The sequence below is a fragment of the Hymenobacter chitinivorans DSM 11115 genome (assembly GCF_002797555.1).
Classification (GTDB): Bacteria; Bacteroidota; Bacteroidia; order Cytophagales; family Hymenobacteraceae; genus Hymenobacter; species Hymenobacter chitinivorans.
In genome coordinates this window covers 102,586-119,467 of the sequence record NZ_PGFA01000004.1, presented here as the reverse complement: position 1 = coordinate 119,467, position 16,882 = coordinate 102,586, and the positions used below count along the sequence as shown (strand labels likewise).

16 protein-coding genes and 2 tRNA genes are annotated in these 16,882 nt (G+C 58.2%); 6 read left to right on the top strand and 12 right to left on the bottom strand.

Features of this window, described 5'->3' with window-relative positions; translation table 11 throughout:
* Positions 1–41: 41 nt before the first annotated feature.
* Positions 42–1,211, top strand: coding sequence for a GNAT family N-acetyltransferase (locus tag CLV45_RS20520; protein ID WP_100338363.1), 1,170 nt, complete (start codon positions 42–44; stop codon positions 1,209–1,211).
* A 195-nt stretch (positions 1,212–1,406) separates the two neighbouring features.
* Here CLV45_RS20520 and coaE read toward each other — a convergent pair whose 3' ends face one another.
* The 8 genes from coaE to CLV45_RS20480 all read right to left on the bottom strand — a co-directional run bounded on the left by coaE (position 1,407) and on the right by CLV45_RS20480 (position 8,280).
* A complete protein-coding gene (gene coaE, locus CLV45_RS20515; protein ID WP_100338362.1) occupies positions 1,407–2,003 on the bottom strand; it encodes a dephospho-CoA kinase in 597 nt (198 codons plus the stop codon).
* A 114-nt stretch (positions 2,004–2,117) separates the two neighbouring features.
* Positions 2,118–3,077, bottom strand: coding sequence for a YbbR-like domain-containing protein (locus CLV45_RS20510; protein WP_100338361.1), 960 nt, complete (start codon positions 3,075–3,077; stop codon positions 2,118–2,120).
* A 12-nt stretch (positions 3,078–3,089) separates the two neighbouring features.
* Positions 3,090–3,425: a preprotein translocase subunit YajC gene (gene yajC / locus CLV45_RS20505; protein WP_211289982.1), complete on the bottom strand. Its 336-nt coding sequence runs from the start codon at positions 3,423–3,425 to the stop codon at positions 3,090–3,092.
* 162 nt (positions 3,426–3,587) lie between these two features.
* Positions 3,588–4,115, bottom strand: coding sequence for a DUF1573 domain-containing protein (locus tag CLV45_RS20500; protein ID WP_100338360.1), 528 nt, complete (start codon positions 4,113–4,115; stop codon positions 3,588–3,590).
* 153 nt (positions 4,116–4,268) lie between these two features.
* Positions 4,269–5,270 (bottom strand): isocitrate/isopropylmalate dehydrogenase family protein, encoded by a 1,002-nt coding sequence (locus tag CLV45_RS20495; RefSeq protein ID WP_100338359.1) that lies wholly within the window; start codon positions 5,268–5,270, stop codon positions 4,269–4,271.
* A 209-nt stretch (positions 5,271–5,479) separates the two neighbouring features.
* Entirely contained in the window at positions 5,480–5,794 is a 315-nt protein-coding gene (locus CLV45_RS20490; RefSeq protein ID WP_100338358.1) for a YtxH domain-containing protein, read from the bottom strand.
* A 99-nt stretch (positions 5,795–5,893) separates the two neighbouring features.
* Positions 5,894–7,084, bottom strand: coding sequence for a transcription antitermination factor NusB (gene nusB / locus CLV45_RS20485; protein WP_100338357.1), 1,191 nt, complete (start codon positions 7,082–7,084; stop codon positions 5,894–5,896).
* Between the two features lie 104 nt (positions 7,085–7,188).
* Positions 7,189–8,280: a Glu/Leu/Phe/Val dehydrogenase dimerization domain-containing protein gene (locus CLV45_RS20480; RefSeq protein ID WP_100338356.1), complete on the bottom strand. Its 1,092-nt coding sequence runs from the start codon at positions 8,278–8,280 to the stop codon at positions 7,189–7,191.
* 183 nt (positions 8,281–8,463) lie between these two features.
* On the opposite strand from CLV45_RS20480, the gene CLV45_RS20475 reads away from it, so the two are divergent.
* Positions 8,464–10,248, top strand: coding sequence for an ABC transporter ATP-binding protein (locus CLV45_RS20475; RefSeq protein WP_100338355.1), 1,785 nt, complete (start codon positions 8,464–8,466; stop codon positions 10,246–10,248).
* Between the two features lie 69 nt (positions 10,249–10,317).
* Here CLV45_RS20475 and CLV45_RS20470 read toward each other — a convergent pair whose 3' ends face one another.
* Both CLV45_RS20470 and CLV45_RS20465 read right to left on the bottom strand, forming a co-directional pair.
* Positions 10,318–11,412, bottom strand: a complete 1,095-nt coding sequence (locus tag CLV45_RS20470) for a glycoside hydrolase family 16 protein (RefSeq protein ID WP_100338354.1) — start codon at positions 11,410–11,412, stop codon at positions 10,318–10,320.
* Between the two features lie 213 nt (positions 11,413–11,625).
* Positions 11,626–12,087 carry a T9SS type A sorting domain-containing protein gene (locus CLV45_RS20465; protein ID WP_157807683.1) on the bottom strand — a complete coding sequence of 154 codons (462 nt, stop codon included), beginning with the start codon at positions 12,085–12,087 and terminating at the stop codon, positions 11,626–11,628.
* A gap of 363 nt (positions 12,088–12,450) precedes the next feature.
* Here CLV45_RS20465 and CLV45_RS20460 point away from each other — a divergent pair.
* The 4 genes from CLV45_RS20460 to CLV45_RS20445 all read left to right on the top strand — a co-directional run bounded on the left by CLV45_RS20460 (position 12,451) and on the right by CLV45_RS20445 (position 14,374).
* Positions 12,451–12,524 (top strand) — tRNA-Pro (locus CLV45_RS20460).
* 94 nt (positions 12,525–12,618) lie between these two features.
* Positions 12,619–12,692: transfer RNA gene (locus CLV45_RS20455), tRNA-Pro, on the top strand.
* Between the two features lie 126 nt (positions 12,693–12,818).
* Positions 12,819–13,508 (top strand): hypothetical protein, encoded by a 690-nt coding sequence (locus CLV45_RS20450; protein ID WP_100338352.1) that lies wholly within the window; start codon positions 12,819–12,821, stop codon positions 13,506–13,508.
* Positions 13,509–13,570: 62 nt separating this feature from the next.
* A complete protein-coding gene (locus tag CLV45_RS20445; protein ID WP_100338351.1) occupies positions 13,571–14,374 on the top strand; it encodes an outer membrane beta-barrel protein in 804 nt (267 codons plus the stop codon).
* Positions 14,375–14,452: 78 nt separating this feature from the next.
* Here the strand turns inward: CLV45_RS20445 and CLV45_RS20440 are convergent, their stop codons facing one another.
* Both CLV45_RS20440 and CLV45_RS20435 read right to left on the bottom strand, forming a co-directional pair.
* Positions 14,453–14,977: a hypothetical protein gene (locus tag CLV45_RS20440; RefSeq protein ID WP_100338350.1), complete on the bottom strand. Its 525-nt coding sequence runs from the start codon at positions 14,975–14,977 to the stop codon at positions 14,453–14,455.
* 9 nt (positions 14,978–14,986) lie between these two features.
* Positions 14,987–16,771 carry an ABC transporter ATP-binding protein gene (locus tag CLV45_RS20435; RefSeq protein ID WP_100338349.1) on the bottom strand — a complete coding sequence of 595 codons (1,785 nt, stop codon included), beginning with the start codon at positions 16,769–16,771 and terminating at the stop codon, positions 14,987–14,989.
* Between the last annotated feature and the right edge of the window lie 111 nt (positions 16,772–16,882).

Below are 16,882 nucleotides of genomic sequence, written 5' to 3'. Positions count from 1 at the left end.
CCCCGCCGCGGCCCGTTTTTCGCCTTTGCTTTTTGTTGCCAATGCCTTTACTCGAAGTAACCGACGCCCCACGCATCCGGCAGTTCCTGGACCTGCCCCGCCGTATCTACCAGGACCAGCCCAACTACATTTCCCCCCTCGACCACGAAATCGAGGCCGTATTCGATCCGCAGAAGAACATCAACTTCCAGCACGGGGAGGCCATCCGCTGGATTCTGACCGACAACGGCGGCGAGGTCATTGGCCGGGTTGCGGCCTTTATTAACCAGAAGACGGCCCACACCGACCCCACCCTGCCCACCGGCGGCCTGGGCTTTTTTGAGTGCATCAACGACCAGGCAGCAGCCAATACACTCTTTGAGGCGGGCAAGAGCTGGCTGGCGCAGCGCGGCATGCAAGCCATGGACGGCCCCATCAACTTCGGGGAGCGGGACCGGTACTGGGGCCTGCTCGTGGCGGGCTTCACCGAGCCCAACTACGGTATGTTCTACCACCCGCCCTACTACCAGCAGCTGTTCGAAGCCTACGGCTTTCAGGTGTATTTCAAGCAGTATACTTGCTACCGCGAAGTGGCCGTGCCCCTGCACGAGGTCTTCCACCGCGCCGTGGAATCCTACGCCGCCCAGCCCGAGTTCAGCTTCCGCCACGCTGATAAAAGCAACGCCGAGCAGCTGGCCCGCGACTTTCACCACGTGTATAACCTAGCCTGGGCCAACCACAGCGGCGTAGCGGGCATGTCGCTGGAAAAGGCCCGCAGCCTGGTCAAGGAAATGAAGCCCGTGGCCGATGAGCGGCTGCTCTGGTTTGCCTATCATAACGACGAGCCCATTGCCTTCTTCGTGAGTTTGCCCGAGCTCAACCAGATTTTCAAGCACATCGGAGCCCGCTTCAACCTCTGGGACAAGCTGCGTTTCCTCTGGCAAAAGCGCAAATACGACCAACGCCCCGATAAAAAGATGTTCGGCGTCATCTTCGGGGTGGTACCGGCCTGGCAGGGCAAAAAGGTGGAATCAGCCCTGATGGAGCACGCCCGTGCGGAATTCTTGCGCGCCGGCTACACCGACTGCGAGATGAACTGGATTGGCGACTTCAACCCTCGCATGCTGGCCGTTACTCGCTCCATTGGGGCCCGCATCCACAAAACCCACGTCACCTACCGCAAGCTCTTCGACGAAACCCGCCCCTTCGAGCGCTGCCCGATTATCAAGTAGTGAAATGGTGAGTTTGTGAAGTTGTGTTATTGCGAGGCGTGAGCCAAAGCAATCCGTCCTCTACTCGTGACAAACTTCCTTTTATCGGAAAGCCCTTTATTCCAGCTGGAGTAAAGGGCTTTTCACTTAAGAATACTCCGCACATTTCAGAGGGCGGATGGCCACGCCTCCGGCCTTGCAATGACCCGGGGATTTTTACCCTTGCCGAAACTGCCGGTCCAGCTTCAGCACTTGCGGAATGAGCAGGTGCTCGTCGTCGTTGCGCAGGACGTAGTCGGCGCGGCTAAGCTTTTCTTCCTCGCTCATCTGCTTACCGATAATGGCCAGGATGTCGTCGGGGGTACGGTGCGGGTCGCGGCGCAGCACCCGGGCCTGGCGCACGGCCTGGGGCGCGAATACGGTGATAATCCGGTCGAGCTGCTTATAGGAGCCCGATTCGTAGAGCAGGGCGGCTTCCTTCAGAATGTAGGGCACCCCGGTGGCCTGCTGGGCCTGGGCCCACTGTTCAAAGTCGAGGCCCACGCGCGGGTGCACCAGCCCGTTGAGCCGGGTCAGCTGCTCGGGGTCCTTGAACACCACCTGGGCCAGGTACGTCCGGTTGGGCTGCCCGCTGGCCTCAAAGGCCTCCGCCCCAAACGCCGCCACAAGCGCCTCCCGCAGCACCGCGTCATTGGCCATTACCCACTTGGCCCGGGAATCGGCGTCGTACACGGGCACGCCCAGCACCGCAAACAGCCGGCACACCACGCTCTTACCCGACCCAATCCCGCCCGTTATTCCAATTCGAAGCATCTGTGAAATGGTGAGTTGGTGAGTTGGTGAAATAGTGAAATGGTGAGTTGTCGTTCAATATGTGCCATCTGCGCAGTAAGAACAACGAACTCCCTATTTCACCATTTCACTATCTCACCGCTGTGAAACCCGGACTAGCGAGGTTAGGATTCGTACGCCGCGGGCCAGGGTAGGCGCCTGGGATACGACGGGCTGCAGGCTGGAATCGGGGGAGTGAAACTGGCCGTAGTGCAGCAGCACCCGCACCTGGGTCCGGTCGAGGCGGGCCGAGTCTTCGGGGAAGCACTGCACCAGCAGCTGCACCGTGGCCGGGTGCAGGGTGAAGTGCTGGCCGGCCGGAAAGTCGCGCAGCTCGGGCACCACGTGCATCGGGAAGGAAATCAGGGGGCGGGGCTGCAGGCGCACTTTCACGTCCTGGACCTGGGCCTGCACCAAATCGGGGCCGCCGATGGGCACGATGATGGCACCCTCGCTGCTGCCGGCCGGGGCCTGGGGCAAATGCACCGGATAGGGGCTGGCCAGACTGTTGACGGTGCGGGCCGGCCCGTGAAAGGCCACGCTTTCGGGCGTAAACACGGCCGCGTACGGCAGCGCCGACCCATCGGCCTTGGGACTCAGGGCCAGGGGCAGCCGCCGCGTCACGAGCCGGTCAAATTCCACCCAAAGCGTGTCGGCCAGCACGTAGTTGAACTGCAAGCCTTCCATAGCCGCCTGCAGGGCCGGCCGCAGCGACTGGCCCGTGACGAAGCGCGTGGCTGGCAAGCGGCGCAGGCGCACCTCGGCGGGCTTCACGTCGAGCAGCAGGTTTTTGCGCAGCAACTTCCAGCCCCGGCCCGTCACGTTTACGGCTACTTCCGTGGGCAGGGGCTTCACCGGAATGTAGCGCTGCTCATCATAGACCCAGGTGAGCGGGTACGTGATGCGCGTGGTGTAGGTCTTGTTCAGCGCGTTGAGCAGCCAGAACGTGGAAGCCGCCAAAAAGCACGCCGTTACCGCCCGCCAATAGCTCCGCTCCTGCCCGAAAAACGGGCTGGTAAACCAGCGGGCCAGACGATACGCGCGGACAAACGGCATGACGAGGTAAGCTTACGAATCGGTCGGCGTGGTGGGTGCAGCGGCCGGCGCATTCTTGGGCGCTACTTCCCGGGCAATGGCCGTCCGGTCGAACTTGAGCCGCACGCCCTTGTCGACTTCGATAATAACCGACTCCTCGTGGACCTCCAGCACCTTGCCGTGCAGGCCGCCAATGGTGACCACCGCGGCACCTTTCACCAACGACTCCCGAAACTTCTTGGCTTCGGACGAGCGGCGCTGCTGGGGCCGGATCATGAAAAAGTAAACCACTACGGCAATCAGAACCGGGAATATGAGCGAGGTCAGGCCTTCACCGGTTTGGGCTTGTAACAGAAGCGTTGTCAGCATGGGAAAGAAAAAGCAGTAGGAAGTGCCAGCCTAAAAAACGCCTGTCATCCTGAGCTTGCGCAGGACCTTATGAAAGTTGAACGAGTTGTTCGAACGTGGTAAGGTCCTGCGCTCTGCTCAGGATGACAGAGGCAAAAGGAGAAATAAAGCGAGGAAAGCCGGTTATTGCTTTACCGGACCGTTGGTGCTTTCGGGCAGAATGTTGGCGCGAATGGCAATCTGGGTGATGTTGGGCTGGGTATTAGCCCGCACGGCTACCTCTTTGTTCTGCAAGCCGGCTTTGCCCTGGCTGTTAAACTGCACTTCAATGGTGCCTTTGCCACCGGGAGCAATGGGGTCCTTGGTCCAGTTGGGGGTGGTGCAGCCGCAAGAAGCCGTAGCGTTTTCAATCAGCAGCGGCGACTTGCCGGTGTTGGTAAACTCGAACGTGTGCTTTACCACGTCGCCGGGCTTGATGTCACCGAAGTTGAACTCCTTCTCGGTGAAGGTCATCACCGGGGCGTTGGGGTTGGGCGCTTCGGTTTCGCTGGCCACGTTGGGGTTGTCCACGGTGGGGTTAGCGGCGTCGGAAGCGGCGGTAGCAGCGGCATTCATGCCTTCCGTGCCCACTTCGGCGGGCTTGTCGTTGTTGCAGGCCCCAAACAGGAGGGCGCTGGAAAGCAGCAGAGCAGAGAACAGGGTACGTTTCATAGAAGTAGAAATGCGGCCATTTAGAGCCGCTGGAATGGTAAAGTTAAGACGAAGTTTTACAAGACCTAAAACACCAGTTCCCCTCCTTAGATAAGCAGGGGTGCCCGCCGGGCACCCCTGCTTATCTAAGGAGGGGAACTGGTTTATGCGCGCTTACGCCAGTCGGCCGATAATCGACTGGGCAAACTCGCTGGTGCTGGCTTTACCGCCCAGGTCGCCGGTGCACTCCTCTTTATGCTTCAGGGTCTCGTCCAGGGCCTTTTCGATACGGTCGGCCAGCGCGTGCTCACCCAGGTGGTGGAGCATCATCAGGCCCGAGCGCAGCAGCGCCGTGGGGTTGGCCTTGCCTTGGCCGGCAATGTCGGGGGCCGAGCCGTGCACGGCTTCGAAGATGGCCATCTTGTCGCCAATGTTGGCCCCCGAAACTACGCCCAGACCGCCCACGAGGCCGGCGCAGAGGTCGGAAAGGATGTCCCCAAACAGGTTGGTCGTCACCACCACGTCGAACTGCTCGGGCTTGTTGACGAGCTGCATGCACATGTTGTCGATGATTTTGTCCTCGAACACGATTTGCGGAAACTCGGTGGCGGCCTCTTTGCAGGCGTCGAGCATGAGCTTGCCGGCCATTTTGAGGATGTTGGCCTTGTGAGCCAGGGTCACCTTTTTGCGGCCGTGCTTGGCGGCGTAGGCGAAGGCGGCGCGGCAGATTTTGCGCGAGCCTTCCACCGTGATGCGGTTAAACGAGTCGGAAATGCCCAGGCGCTCGTCGTACACTTCCAGGCCCGAGTACAGACCCTCGGTGTTTTCGCGGAACAGCACCAGGTTTACGCCGGTGTAGCGCGACTCAATGCCCTCGGTGGTTTTGGCCGGGCGCACGTTCTGGTAGAGGTCGTACTTCTGGCGCAGCGTGATGTTGATGCTGCGGAAACCCTTGCCCACGGGCGTCGTGATGGGGCCTTTCAGGGCCACGCGGTTTTTCTCCAGCGAGTCGAGCAACGACTGCGGAATCAGCTCGCCCGACTGGTCGAAGGTCGTCTGGCCCGCGTTCTGCTCTTCCCACTGAATGGGGGCGCCAGCGGCCGAGAAAATGTCCTGAACTGCCTTCGTGATTTCGGGCCCGATGCCGTCGCCGGGGATGAGGGTGATGGTGTGCATTCTGCTACTATCTATTTAGGAGAGGTACTGAGGTTACTCGTCTGAACGTGAAGCGCCTGCCGACTTGCGGGCGCCTCACTTAGGCTGCATGCAGCCATTCCGGCACAAAGGTAATACCCTGGGCAGGGGCAATAATAAAAATGTGCTGATGTACTGAAGATGAAAACGTCTTCAGTACATCAGCACATCTGTTACATCGGCTGGCTTAATTAAACGGCTTTGCGCGAGTTGATCTGGTTGATCAGCTGATCCACGTCGCCGAGCAGCTGTTCGGCTTTGCTCTTGGCGTCCTGAATTACGCGCTGGCCTTCCGACTTGGCGCTGGACGTGGGCCCAACTTCGCCGCGGCTCGTGACGAGGCTTTCGGTGAGGTCGGCCAGTACTTCGCGGTACTTTTCGAGCTGGTAGCTGAGCCAGCTACGGGTTTCGCGCCCCTTTTCCGGAGCAAACAGAAGTCCAACAGCGGCCCCGGTGAGGGCACCGCCCGCGAAGCACAGAATACCGGTAGTGGTTTTGCTACCCATGGCTAGAAAGGAGTGGCGAGGTGGGAGAATGGATGGAAAATGTGTACTCAACAACGCACACGGCGCGGTTCAGGTTGCTCCGGGGCGCTACCGACCAGCTTACTGGTTGTCGAGCAAACCCCGGCCCGACTTGCGGATGGCGCCGCTGGCAGTCAAGTCCTGGGCCAATTTATCGAGAATACCGTTCACAAACTGCTTGCTCTTGGGCGTGCTGTACATTTTGCTGATTTCGATATACTCGTTGATGGTGACTTTCACGGGGATACCGCGGAAAAGGTGCATTTCGCAGAGCGCCATTTTCAGCAGAATCTTATCCGTCAACGCCACGCGCTCCACGTCCCAGTTCTGCACCGATTCGGCAATGAGCTTCTCGTACCGCTCGTCGTCGGCCAGGGTCTGCTTGTAGAGCGTCTCGGCAAACTCCTTGTCGTCGACCCAGTTGGCCGACAGCGACATGAGCTCCAGGTTTTCGTCGGCGGCTTCGTCGAGCATCTTCAGGGTCTTGACCACCAGGTTTTTCACCACCGAGCGGTTTTCCTCCCAGTTCTGGTCGTCCTCGTCGAGGTAAGCCGGCAGGGATTCGCCCTTGAAGACGAAGTTCTTATACAGATACTTCAGCAGCTCCTGGTCTTCGGCGTAGTTGCCGGCCGGGGCCGCCAGGTAGCTCTGGAACTCGGCGTCGGGCTTGATTTCGTTGCGCCAGGCTTTGCGCAGGGCCTCCATGTCGTCTTCGCCGGTCCACTGGGCGTTGCGCCGGATGGTCAGGTCGAGTAGCTGCTTGTTGCCAATCAGCTTCTGAATCACCTGGTTTTCCTCGAAGCGGGTCGTATCGAGCGGGGTTTCCTTGGAAGGCGTAAAGCGGCGGGCTTCGCGCTGCTTTTCTTCCTCAATCACGCGCAGCAACGCTTCCGGCAGGTTGAGCAGGTGCAGGTACTGGGTGTGGATGCTTTCGGCGCCGTGCACCATCTGCCCGGCGTAGAACGTGCCGTCCTTGGCCTTGGCTTTCTGGTAGAAGCTGATGGCGTCGGCTACGGCGTCGTTCACCTCCTTGTCGTCGATTTTCTCGACTTCCGCGCCCGAGCCGCCCTTGTGCCACTCCCGGAAAATAGCCTCGGCCATTTTCTGCTGCCCTTTCAGCAGCTTGCGGTCCTGGGCTTCGGGGGCATTCAGGTCGGGAGCAAAGGCATCCGCAATGCGGTCCTGGGCCAGCATAAAATCCGACCCAACGGCTTGATGATAAGCGTACAGGGCCTGCATAACCTTAATGCGGAGCGTGCGGCGATTGAGCATCTTCTTCGAAAGTTGGTTGTTGATTGCTGATAGTTGATTGATTATTGGTTGCCCGGAGCAATTGGCTCCCAAACAATCAACTATCAGCAATCAACAACCAAGAATTAATAGGTTGATTTGACTTTACCGAGCGAAGCAATGCGCTCCTCGGCCTGCCGGATGGCAGCTTTCTGGGGGTGACTTCCCTCCTGCTCAGCTTTGTTGAGCACTTGGGTGGTGAAGTCGAAAATCTTTTCGGTCTGGGTGAGGGCGGCCTGCCGGCTGGAGCCTACCACTTCCGAATATACGTTAATCAAACCACCGGCATTGATCAAAAAGTCGGGGGCATACACGATGCCGCGCTCCACGAGCTCGGGGCCGTGCACGTCTTCGTTCTTGAGCTGGTTGTTGGCGCAGCCGGCAATAACGCGGCACTTGAGCCGGTCGATGGTGTCGTCGTTGATGGTGGCACCCAGGGCGCAGGGCGAGTAGATGTCCACGTCCTGGTCGTAGATTTCCTCGAGGCCCACGGCTACGGCGCCGAAACGGGCGGCGGCTTCCAGGGCGCGGTCTTCGTAGTAGTCGGTCAGGATGAGCTTGGCGCCTTCCTTCTGCAGGTACTCGAGCAGGTAGGTGCCCACGTGGCCCACGCCCTGCACGGCAATGCGCTTACCGGCCAGGCTTTCCGAGCCAAACGCCTTTTTAGCGGCGGCCTTCATGCCCATGTAGGTACCGTACGCCGTTACCGGCGACGGGTCGCCGGAGCCGCCCATGCTTTCGGGCAGGCCGGCTACGTGCTTGGTTTCCATCCGGATGTACTCCATGTCCTTGGTGGTCATGTTCACATCTTCGGCCGTAATGTACTTACCGTTCAGGTTTTTGACGAAGCGGCCAAACTTGCGCAGCAGGGCTTCGGTCTTTTGCGTTTTGGCGTCGCCGATGATGACGGCTTTGCCCCCACCCAGGTTCAGACCCGAAATGGCCGCCTTATAAGTCATACCGCGCGAGAGACGGAGCACGTCGTTCAGGGCTTCCATATCGGAAGCGTAGTGCCACATGCGGGTGCCGCCCAGGGCCGGACCGAGTACCGTGTTGTGGATGCCGATGATGGCCCGCAAACCGGTTTCGTGGTCGTGGCAGAACACAACCTGCTCGTGCTGATGCTCGGCAATCTGACCGAAGACCGACGTATCGGCCAGCGTTTGGATTTCAACCATTTGAGTAAACTGAAAAAAGGGTGGGAAGTTGGGTGGGGTCGGGTGTTGTATCTTTGAACGAACGGGCGCGTAGTCTGTTCAATTCGGGTGCAAAAGTACCCAATTTTTCCTAGCCGGGCACCCTACCCTTCCGGATTTGCCGGAAAGGTCACGGCTTCTTAACCTGCTCCAACTCCAGCTTCCGTGCGCGCATTATCCGCTACCAATAAGTACCTGTACCGCTACAAATGGCATTTCCTGGGCGGCGTCCTGTTCGTGGCCCTGTCCACGCTGCTGGCCATTTTTCCGGCCCAAATCGTGCGCTACGCCTTCGATTTGGTGGGGGAAGGCATCGATTTGTACCACCTCTACGCTGGCACTCGGGCCCAGAGCGGGGTGTATGAATTGTTCGGCCGCAACGTGCTGCTCTACGGCCTGCTCATCGTGCTGATGGCCCTGCTGCGCGGCATCTTCCTGTTTTTCATGCGCCAGACGCTCATCGTGATGAGCCGCCTGGTAGAAAACGACCAGAAAAACGAAATCTTCCAGCACTACCAGTCCCTACCGCTGAGCTTCTACCGCCGCCACAACACTGGGGACTTGATGTCGCGCATTTCGGAGGACGTGGGCCGGGTGCGGATGTACATCGGGCCGGCCCTGATGTACTTCATGCAGCTGGTCATTCTGTTCCTGCTCATCATCCCGCTGATGCTGATGGTGAACGTAAAGCTGACCCTTTACACGCTCATCCCGCTGCCGATTCTATCGGTGAGCATCTACTACGTCAACAACCTGATTGAGCGCAAATCCGACGAAATCCAACGCTCGTTGGCAGCCATGACGACCTTCGTGCAGGAGTCGTTTTCGGGTATCCGGGTGCTTAAGTCCTTCGTGCGCGAAGACGACTCCCACCAGCAGTTCACCGCTGCTTCCGACAACTACAAGGAAAAGTCGCTGAGTCTGAACTTCGTCAACTCCCTGTTTTTCCCGCTCATTCTGTTCCTCATCGGCATCAGCACCATCGTCACGGTCTGGGTTGGGGGGCAGGAAGTCATCCGCGGCACCATCACCACCGGCAGTATTGCCGAGTTCCTGATTTACGTCAACCTATTGACTTGGCCCGTAACCGCGCTAGGCTGGACCAGCTCCTTGGTGCAGCGCGCCGAAGCCTCGCAGGCCCGTATCAACGAGTTTATGCACCAGCAGACGGACATTGTTTCGCGGGAGAACATTGTCCAGGAAATCCAGGGCGACATTGTCTTCGACCACGTCTCATTTACCTACCCCGACACTGGCATTCAGGCCCTGCGCGACGTTTCCTTCCGCATCCGCCCGGGCCAGACGCTGGCCGTCATCGGCAACACCGGCTCGGGCAAGAGCACCATTGCTGCCCTGCTCTGCCGCCTGTATGACGTAACCGAGGGCCAGATCAACGTGGACAGCGTGGACGTGCGCAACTTTTCGCTCAACTCCCTGCGCGAGCAAATCGGCTACGTGCCCCAGGATGTGTTCCTGTTTTCGGACAGCATTCGCAACAACATCAACTTCGGCCTCGACAACCCCAGCGAGGAGCGGATGCAGCAGGCGGCCAAGGATGCCAACGTCTACGACAACATCATCCGCTTCCCCGAGGGCTTCGACACCAAGCTCGGCGAGCGGGGCATTACCCTCTCGGGCGGACAAAAGCAGCGCGTCAGCATTGCCCGGGCCCTGGTGAAGGAGCCCAAAATCCTGATTCTGGACGACTCCCTTTCGGCAGTGGACACCAACACCGAAAACGCCATCCTGAACAGCCTACAGCGCATCATGCACAACCGCACCAGCCTGATTATCTCCCACCGGGTGTCGTCGGTGAAGCTGGCCGACGAAATTCTGGTGCTCGACGACGGCGTGATTGTGCAGCACGGCACCCACGAGGCCCTGATGGAAGACGAAAACGGGTTGTACCGGGCCCTCTACGAGCGGCAGCTGCAAAACGAGGAAGCCTAGCAGCCACAGCATTGGCAACCGCTCGTAATCAGCGGGTTAGTTGCCGGCAAAAACGCCTCTCCCGCCTGCTTACTCACACACAATGGCCTCGTAATTCGGCGTTTTGCCATCCGGCTTGAGGATATTGGTCTGATAGACTCTGATGTAATCAATATCCATCGTAAACGATTTCTCCATGCTAGCGCGGGGCATCATTTGCAGGGATGCTATCAGGGTGTTCCACTTCGGCATGGTTCTAACCTTGCTCCTGGGCACCGAGAGAAAAGCTATTTCATTGAAATAGAAGACTACCTTTTGCGGCGTCCACACCAAGGCGTAGGTATTGAAGCCCGCATCAAACTGCGACTGGTTTCTTGCAAATCCTGGTTGCCTTCTGGATCTTTTGTGGTACGCCGCATTCTTTCTGGTGCCCGGGGTATAATCCACTAACTCCGGATAGGCAAAGGGCCCAGCCAGGCAGCCTTCTTCGGTGGGCCCGGTAGTAGTCAGCGTTACGTTGTCAATTGCATTCGCCAAGTAGCTGATTTTACCGGGCCGATTGCCGGCCGCCCCATCCAGAATATCGATTTCGGTGGTGCAAGACCACAGCCAGAAAGTAGCCCACGCCTGATATTCTATGGCCAGCGGTAGTCGGGCGCGCATGATGTATGCCCCGTAGGCCGGCGAGTCTCTGGTACTGCGAATGATGGCCGACTTATACTTTACATAGCGCGGCATCTCTACCACGTCAAACTTGTAGTTTGCTCCGGTTTCAATCGAGTCGGCCACCGGTAGCGGCAAGGCCGTCAGGTGCAAAACACCGACGGCACTGGCATCGGCGGAGTCGGCCCCGGGCGTAATTGTCAGCAGCCTCTCATCGTAGTCTTCGTCTCCCGGCTGCGGAAAATATTCACTGCCCCAGCCCGCGTACCGGCCCCCTTGCGCCGGCAATGACCCCGGGGATCTTGACCACAGCGTGTCATTGAGCTTGGGTTTTTTAAACTCATCACCAAACAACAGCTGCCAGTGCGGCGCTTGTAAGTCCAGAACCTTGCACTGCGCCGCCGCCCGCGTTGTCAGACCAAAAGTTAGTAGTGCTAGCGGTACTATACTCTTGCCGAGCGCGCGAGCAATAGGACCAATATTCCGCCCGGGCGAAAGAAGCAACTGTACGGTTGGGAGCATTCTTCTTATGTAATACAAATGTTTATGAGCCGGTATGGAGGAATCCAACTGCCCGGTGATTTAGTCTTTCCAAAACAACGAATTGTAGTGCGGAACGCTAAGGGCGGCGGCCTTATTTCCTTCTTCCCGAGTTTAAAAATACGCCGGCCGTCATAGAAAAGCCCTTACGAAACGGGTTCCGTAAGGGCTCAGCACTATCAGCGTGAAGTAGAGCTATTGGCCAACCATTACCCGGCGCATGCCGCTACGGGCCCCGGACGTACACTGTACGATGTAAGAACCCGCTGGCAGCCGGCTTACGTCCAGGGTAATGGCCTCGTCGCCCACCAGCAGGTCGCGGGTGATGACGGGCCGGCCGCTGGCATCGTTGACTTCCACCCGGGTCGGGCCCGAGGCGTTGGTGTGCACGATCAGGCGCTTGGTTAGCGGGTTGGTATCGACCCGCACTTTAATAGCGTCGGTGGAAGGGGCCGCGACTTCCATCTTGCTGGTAATCAGATCTGGGGGAGCCGGCTTTTCCTGGGCCACTACGGCCGAGGCCGCGGGCTTGGTGGCCGCTGCGGCTTTGGCGGCAGGCGCGGGTGCTTTCGCCGCTGGTTTTGTTTGAGCCTGGGCCGTTCCAAGGCCCAGCAGCATTCCTATTCCCAAACTGAGGGTAACCACAACCGTTTTCATACCCAGCCCAAACGTTGTTAAAGACATTTCATTGTGCGTCGGCAAAAGTAAAACATTGTCCGTGCTTCTGGTAGAACCAAATGGCCGCCGGGTAGCTATATTACTCATTGTCAGGGGTGAATTCCAAATATGGGAGCACGAAATTGTGCTCTGGCCCGGCCATGCAAACCGTATGCCCAACTCCTGCCCTGAGTTTGGCCGTCGTAGTGGGCATACCAAGCAGGCAACTAGCCAACCCTGACTGATAAATTTTTCCGCTTGTATTTCAGCCACCTACGATTTAAAAGCCCCTTTTCAGGAAAAAGATAGCCGCTACTCTTGCTTGACTTTCAATTTCTCTCTTACCTTTGTGACTCGATTCCTCGGGGTGTAGCGTAGCCTGGTATCGCGCCAGCATGGGGTGCTGGAGGTCGTAGGTTCGAATCCTGCCACTCCGACGGAACAGTTTACTGTTCGAAAAGCCTCCAGACTTCGGTCTGGAGGCTTTTTTCGGCCGTAACATTATTTACCGAGTCTACCCCACTCGGCATTCGGGGTGTAGCGCAGCCCGGTAGCGCGCGTCGTTCGGGACGACGAGGTCGTAGGTTCGAATCCTGCCACCCCGACTTTACCCGCAAAAAGGCCTTTCCTTGCTTAGGGAAGGCCTTTTTTTATTTGGCTTAGTTTTCTGTTGCGGTGGCGCTTACATAGAAACCAACCTATATCTTTGCGGCTTCACTATTTCCTCCCCTATGAAAAAGATATTCCTGTTGGGTCTGTTGGCCTTGAGCGCCGAAGCAATCCAAGCGCAAAGCATCGGAGCCGGCACCGTTTCGCTTGGCGGCAGCGTGGGTTACAGCCGCGACAAAAGCACCACCAGCGGCACGTATAACAACCAGACGTACTCGACGGAAACCACCTCGAGCCAGTTTCACTTCACGCCTTCCGTCGGTTACTTCTTTGCCGACAACCTAGCCATCGGTTTGTCGCTGGGCTACTCTTCCTACCGCGAGCCATACTCGACCTACACCCCAGCGCCGGGCGTGGTACGGGCCGAGCTGGACCCCACTACGGTGGTGCGCGTAGGACCTTATGTGCAGTACTACAAGATGTTCACCGAGCAGTTTGGGGTAGTGGGCACGTTGGCCGGCGGCTTTCAAAAGGCCAAGACCTACGACTACGTCAACAACGGCACGCTGATCAGCGAGCAGAAAGGCTCGGGCCTGTACGCCGGCCTGACGCCCAGCATCGTCTTCTTCCCGATTCCCAAGCTGGGCCTCAGTGCCTCGATTGGTGGTCTGGGCTACGAGAGTATGGATTTCGATTATCCGACTAACGCGGGTAATGCGCCTTCCGGCTACGAAAACAAAACCAACACGCTGGGCGCCAACTTCGGCCTCGACCAGCTGCAGTTTGGCGGCACGTTCTACTTCGGCCGCTAGTAGCGTTACCCTTTTCCTAAAAAAGCCCCGCACCACATGGTGCGGGGCTTTTTTTATGGTGTATGCAAGATATTTTATACAGGGTCGTTCATCCCCTGCTAAGCAACGGCAAGCTGATTCTAGATAAGCTTTGCCACAGTCAATTGCGGTATTCAATCCTCACTATTTCTCCTTCTTTCATGAACAAATGTATCTGTGCCGCCGCACTCCTGTGTGGCAGCGCCCTGAGTGCCCACGCCCAAATTAAGGCAGGAACGGTATTATTAGGTGGTGGACTTAACTTTTCAAACGCCCGGACGGAGTCTAGCTCCTCACCCGCCATCCAGACCACCAAGTCGAAGTCTACCCAGTTTTCGCTGGTCCCCCAGGCAGGGTATTTTCTGGCTGATAACCTGATGCTGGGCTTCGAGGCGAGCTACACCCATTCGTCCTCTAAGCAGGAAGGGTTTGACTATTTAGGAACCCTGAACACCTTCACGGGTAAAGGCAATGGCTATCGGCTGGGGCCACTGGTGCGCTACTACAAAATGGTGAGTGACAACGCCGGCTTTTTCGGGCAGGTAGCGGCGGGGTATTCTTCCGGCCACAGCGAAACTGAGGGCACCAATTCTTATGCAGCTACGGACAAGAGCAAAGGCGGCTACGCTTTTTTAATGCCGGGCTTTGTTTACTTTCCTCTGCCAAAGCTAGGACTGGAAGCTACTTTCGGCAGCGTGGGCTACAGTAAATCCACCTGGGAGAGTAGCGCAACTTCTTTTAACCCGCAGGAACCAGCCCGGACGAGTAAGAACACCGAATCGGGCTTCGGGGCTACTTTCGCGCTAAGCTCCTTGTCCTTGGGAGCAGCTTTCTATCTGGGACGTTAGCACTTACGACTAACATAAAAAGGGCCATTCCTCCTCTGGAATGGCCCTTTTTATTTTTCGGATATGCCCAAGCAGAAATTACTCCACTACGGCCAGCACTTCGGATTCGCCCTGCTCGGGAAACCGCTCCAGGTACACGTGCTTGGGCTTGAGTTGCTGCTGCTTTACGGCGTCGGTAATGGCGGGGTAAAGCTTGTTGGGAGCCACCAGGTAGCTGGCCGTGGTGCGGGCCTGCACCACGCGCTGCCCAGCCCCGAAGGTGCGGTACCGGTAGCCCGCCGGCAGCTGCTGCGACACGGTATCAGCCACGACCAAACCGATGAAAGCCCGCACCGTGTCGCGGGCTTTGGCGGGGTCGTTATAGTAGATATTAGCCAGCTCCCCGCGCAGCTGGCCCCGGTCCTGGGCTTCTTTTACGCTGCGAAACAGGGGTCCGAACCGCTCGTCGTTGGCCGAACCCTCGAAGGCCTGCCCTGCCAGGAAAATGGGGGTCTTGGTCGTCGTGACGGTGACGGTCGGCGTCTTGAAGCCGCCCACGTAGGCGTAGATGAGGGCCGCGCCGATGGTAAAGAGGAAAATAAGTAGAAACAGCCAGCGGGTCATACAAAAGGGTTATTCGGCGGGAGTGTTGAGGGCATCTTTATACTGCATCTGGTAGAGCTGCTGGTAGAAGCCGCCGTGGCGCAAAAGCTCCTCGTGGGTGCCCGACTCCTTGATTTCACCCCGGTCCAGGACGATAATCCGGTCCGCTTTCTGGATGGTGCTCAGGCGGTGGGCAATGACGAGCGAGGTGCGGCCCTGCATCAGCTTTTCAATGGCCTCCTGAATCAGCTCCTCGGTTTCGGAGTCGACGGAAGAAGTTGCCTCGTCCAGGATGATAATCCGGGGCTGGTAGACCATGGCCCGCACGAAGGAAATGAGCTGGCGCTGGCCCACCGACAACGTGGCGCCCCGCTCCATCACCGGGTACTGCAGGCCGCCGGGCAGCCGCTCGATAAAGCGCCGGGCCCCGACCAAGTCGGCGGCGGCCCAGATCTGGGCTTCGGTAATGTCTTTATTGCCCAGGGTGATGTTGTCCTGAATGGTGCCGGCGAAGAGAAACACATCCTGCAGCACCACCCCGATGTGGCGGCGCAGCTCCTTGAGGTCGTACTCGCGCAGGTCGTGGCCATCGACGGAAATCGTGCCCTTGTTGATTTCGTAGAACCGGCTGAGCAGGTTGATAATGCTGGTTTTGCCGGCGCCGGTGGCCCCCACGAAGGCAATGGTCTGCCCGGCTTTTACCTCGAAACTTACGTCGCGCAGCACGTATTCCTCGTCGTTGTAAGCAAACCAGACCTTGTCGAAGGCCACGTCGCCGCGGAGCTGGGCCGGGGCGTAGGTGCCGTTGTCGGCAATGAGCTCCTTGCTGTCGAGCAGCTTGAGCAAACGTTCGGTGCTGACCAAACCCAGCTGCAGGGTATTGAACCGGTCGGCAATCTGGCGGATGGGCCGGAAAAACAGGGCGTTGTACATGATAAAGGCAATAAGGGCGCCCTTGGAAATGGTGCCCTCAATCTGGCCCTGGGCCGCGTACCACACCAGCAGCCCCACGCCCACGGCCGCCAGCACTTCGGCCACCGGGAAGTAGATGCTATAGTAGAGCACCGAGCGGATGTTGGCCCGGGTGTGCTCCTGGTTAATGGCCTTGAACTTGCGGTATTCGCGCTCCTCGTTGTTGAAAATCTGGACCACGTTCATGCCCGTCAGGTGTTCCTGCACAAAGGAGTTCAGGTTGGCCACGGCCGTGCGGACTTCCTGGAACGAGGTTTTGACCTTCTCCTTGAACACGTAGGTGCTGTAGAGCAGCGGTGGAATAACGGAGAGGCTGACCAGCGTCAGGCGCCAGTCAATCCAGAACATGAAGCCCATGATGAAGAGCAGCTGCAGAATGTCGCCAATCATAGCCGCCAGTCCTTCGCTGAACACATCGGACAGGGTTTCGACGTCGGAAATATTGCGGGTGACGAGCACCCCGATGGGCGTCCGGTCGAAGAACTTCAGCCGCAAATCCAGGATGTGCTTGTAGAGGTCCACGCGGATGTCGCGCACGATGTACTGGCCCAGCCAGCCGCCGAAGTAGGTTTGCAGGTAGCTGACCAAGGCGTGGGCCACCAGCAGAATCATGAGCAGCCCGAACATCTTGTTGAGCCCCAGCATGTCGCCCTGCTCGATGCTCACGTCGACCATGCGCTGAATCAGGAAGGGACGCAGGGTGCCGAGGGCGGCGGTGGCAATGGTCAGGAAAATCAGGAAGTAGAAGACCCGCTGGTAAGGCCGCACGTACGTCATCAGGCGGCGTAGCACCTGCCAGTCGAAGATATTGCCGGTTTTGGTAGCGGTAGTAGCTTGTTCCATGAGGGATGGTTAGAACGCAGAGCGTAGATAGTAGAGCTTGGAAAGAACAAGCTGCGGGCTGAATGACTCAAACAGCCCAAACGCGCAAATGCTTACGTAGACTTTGGAGTT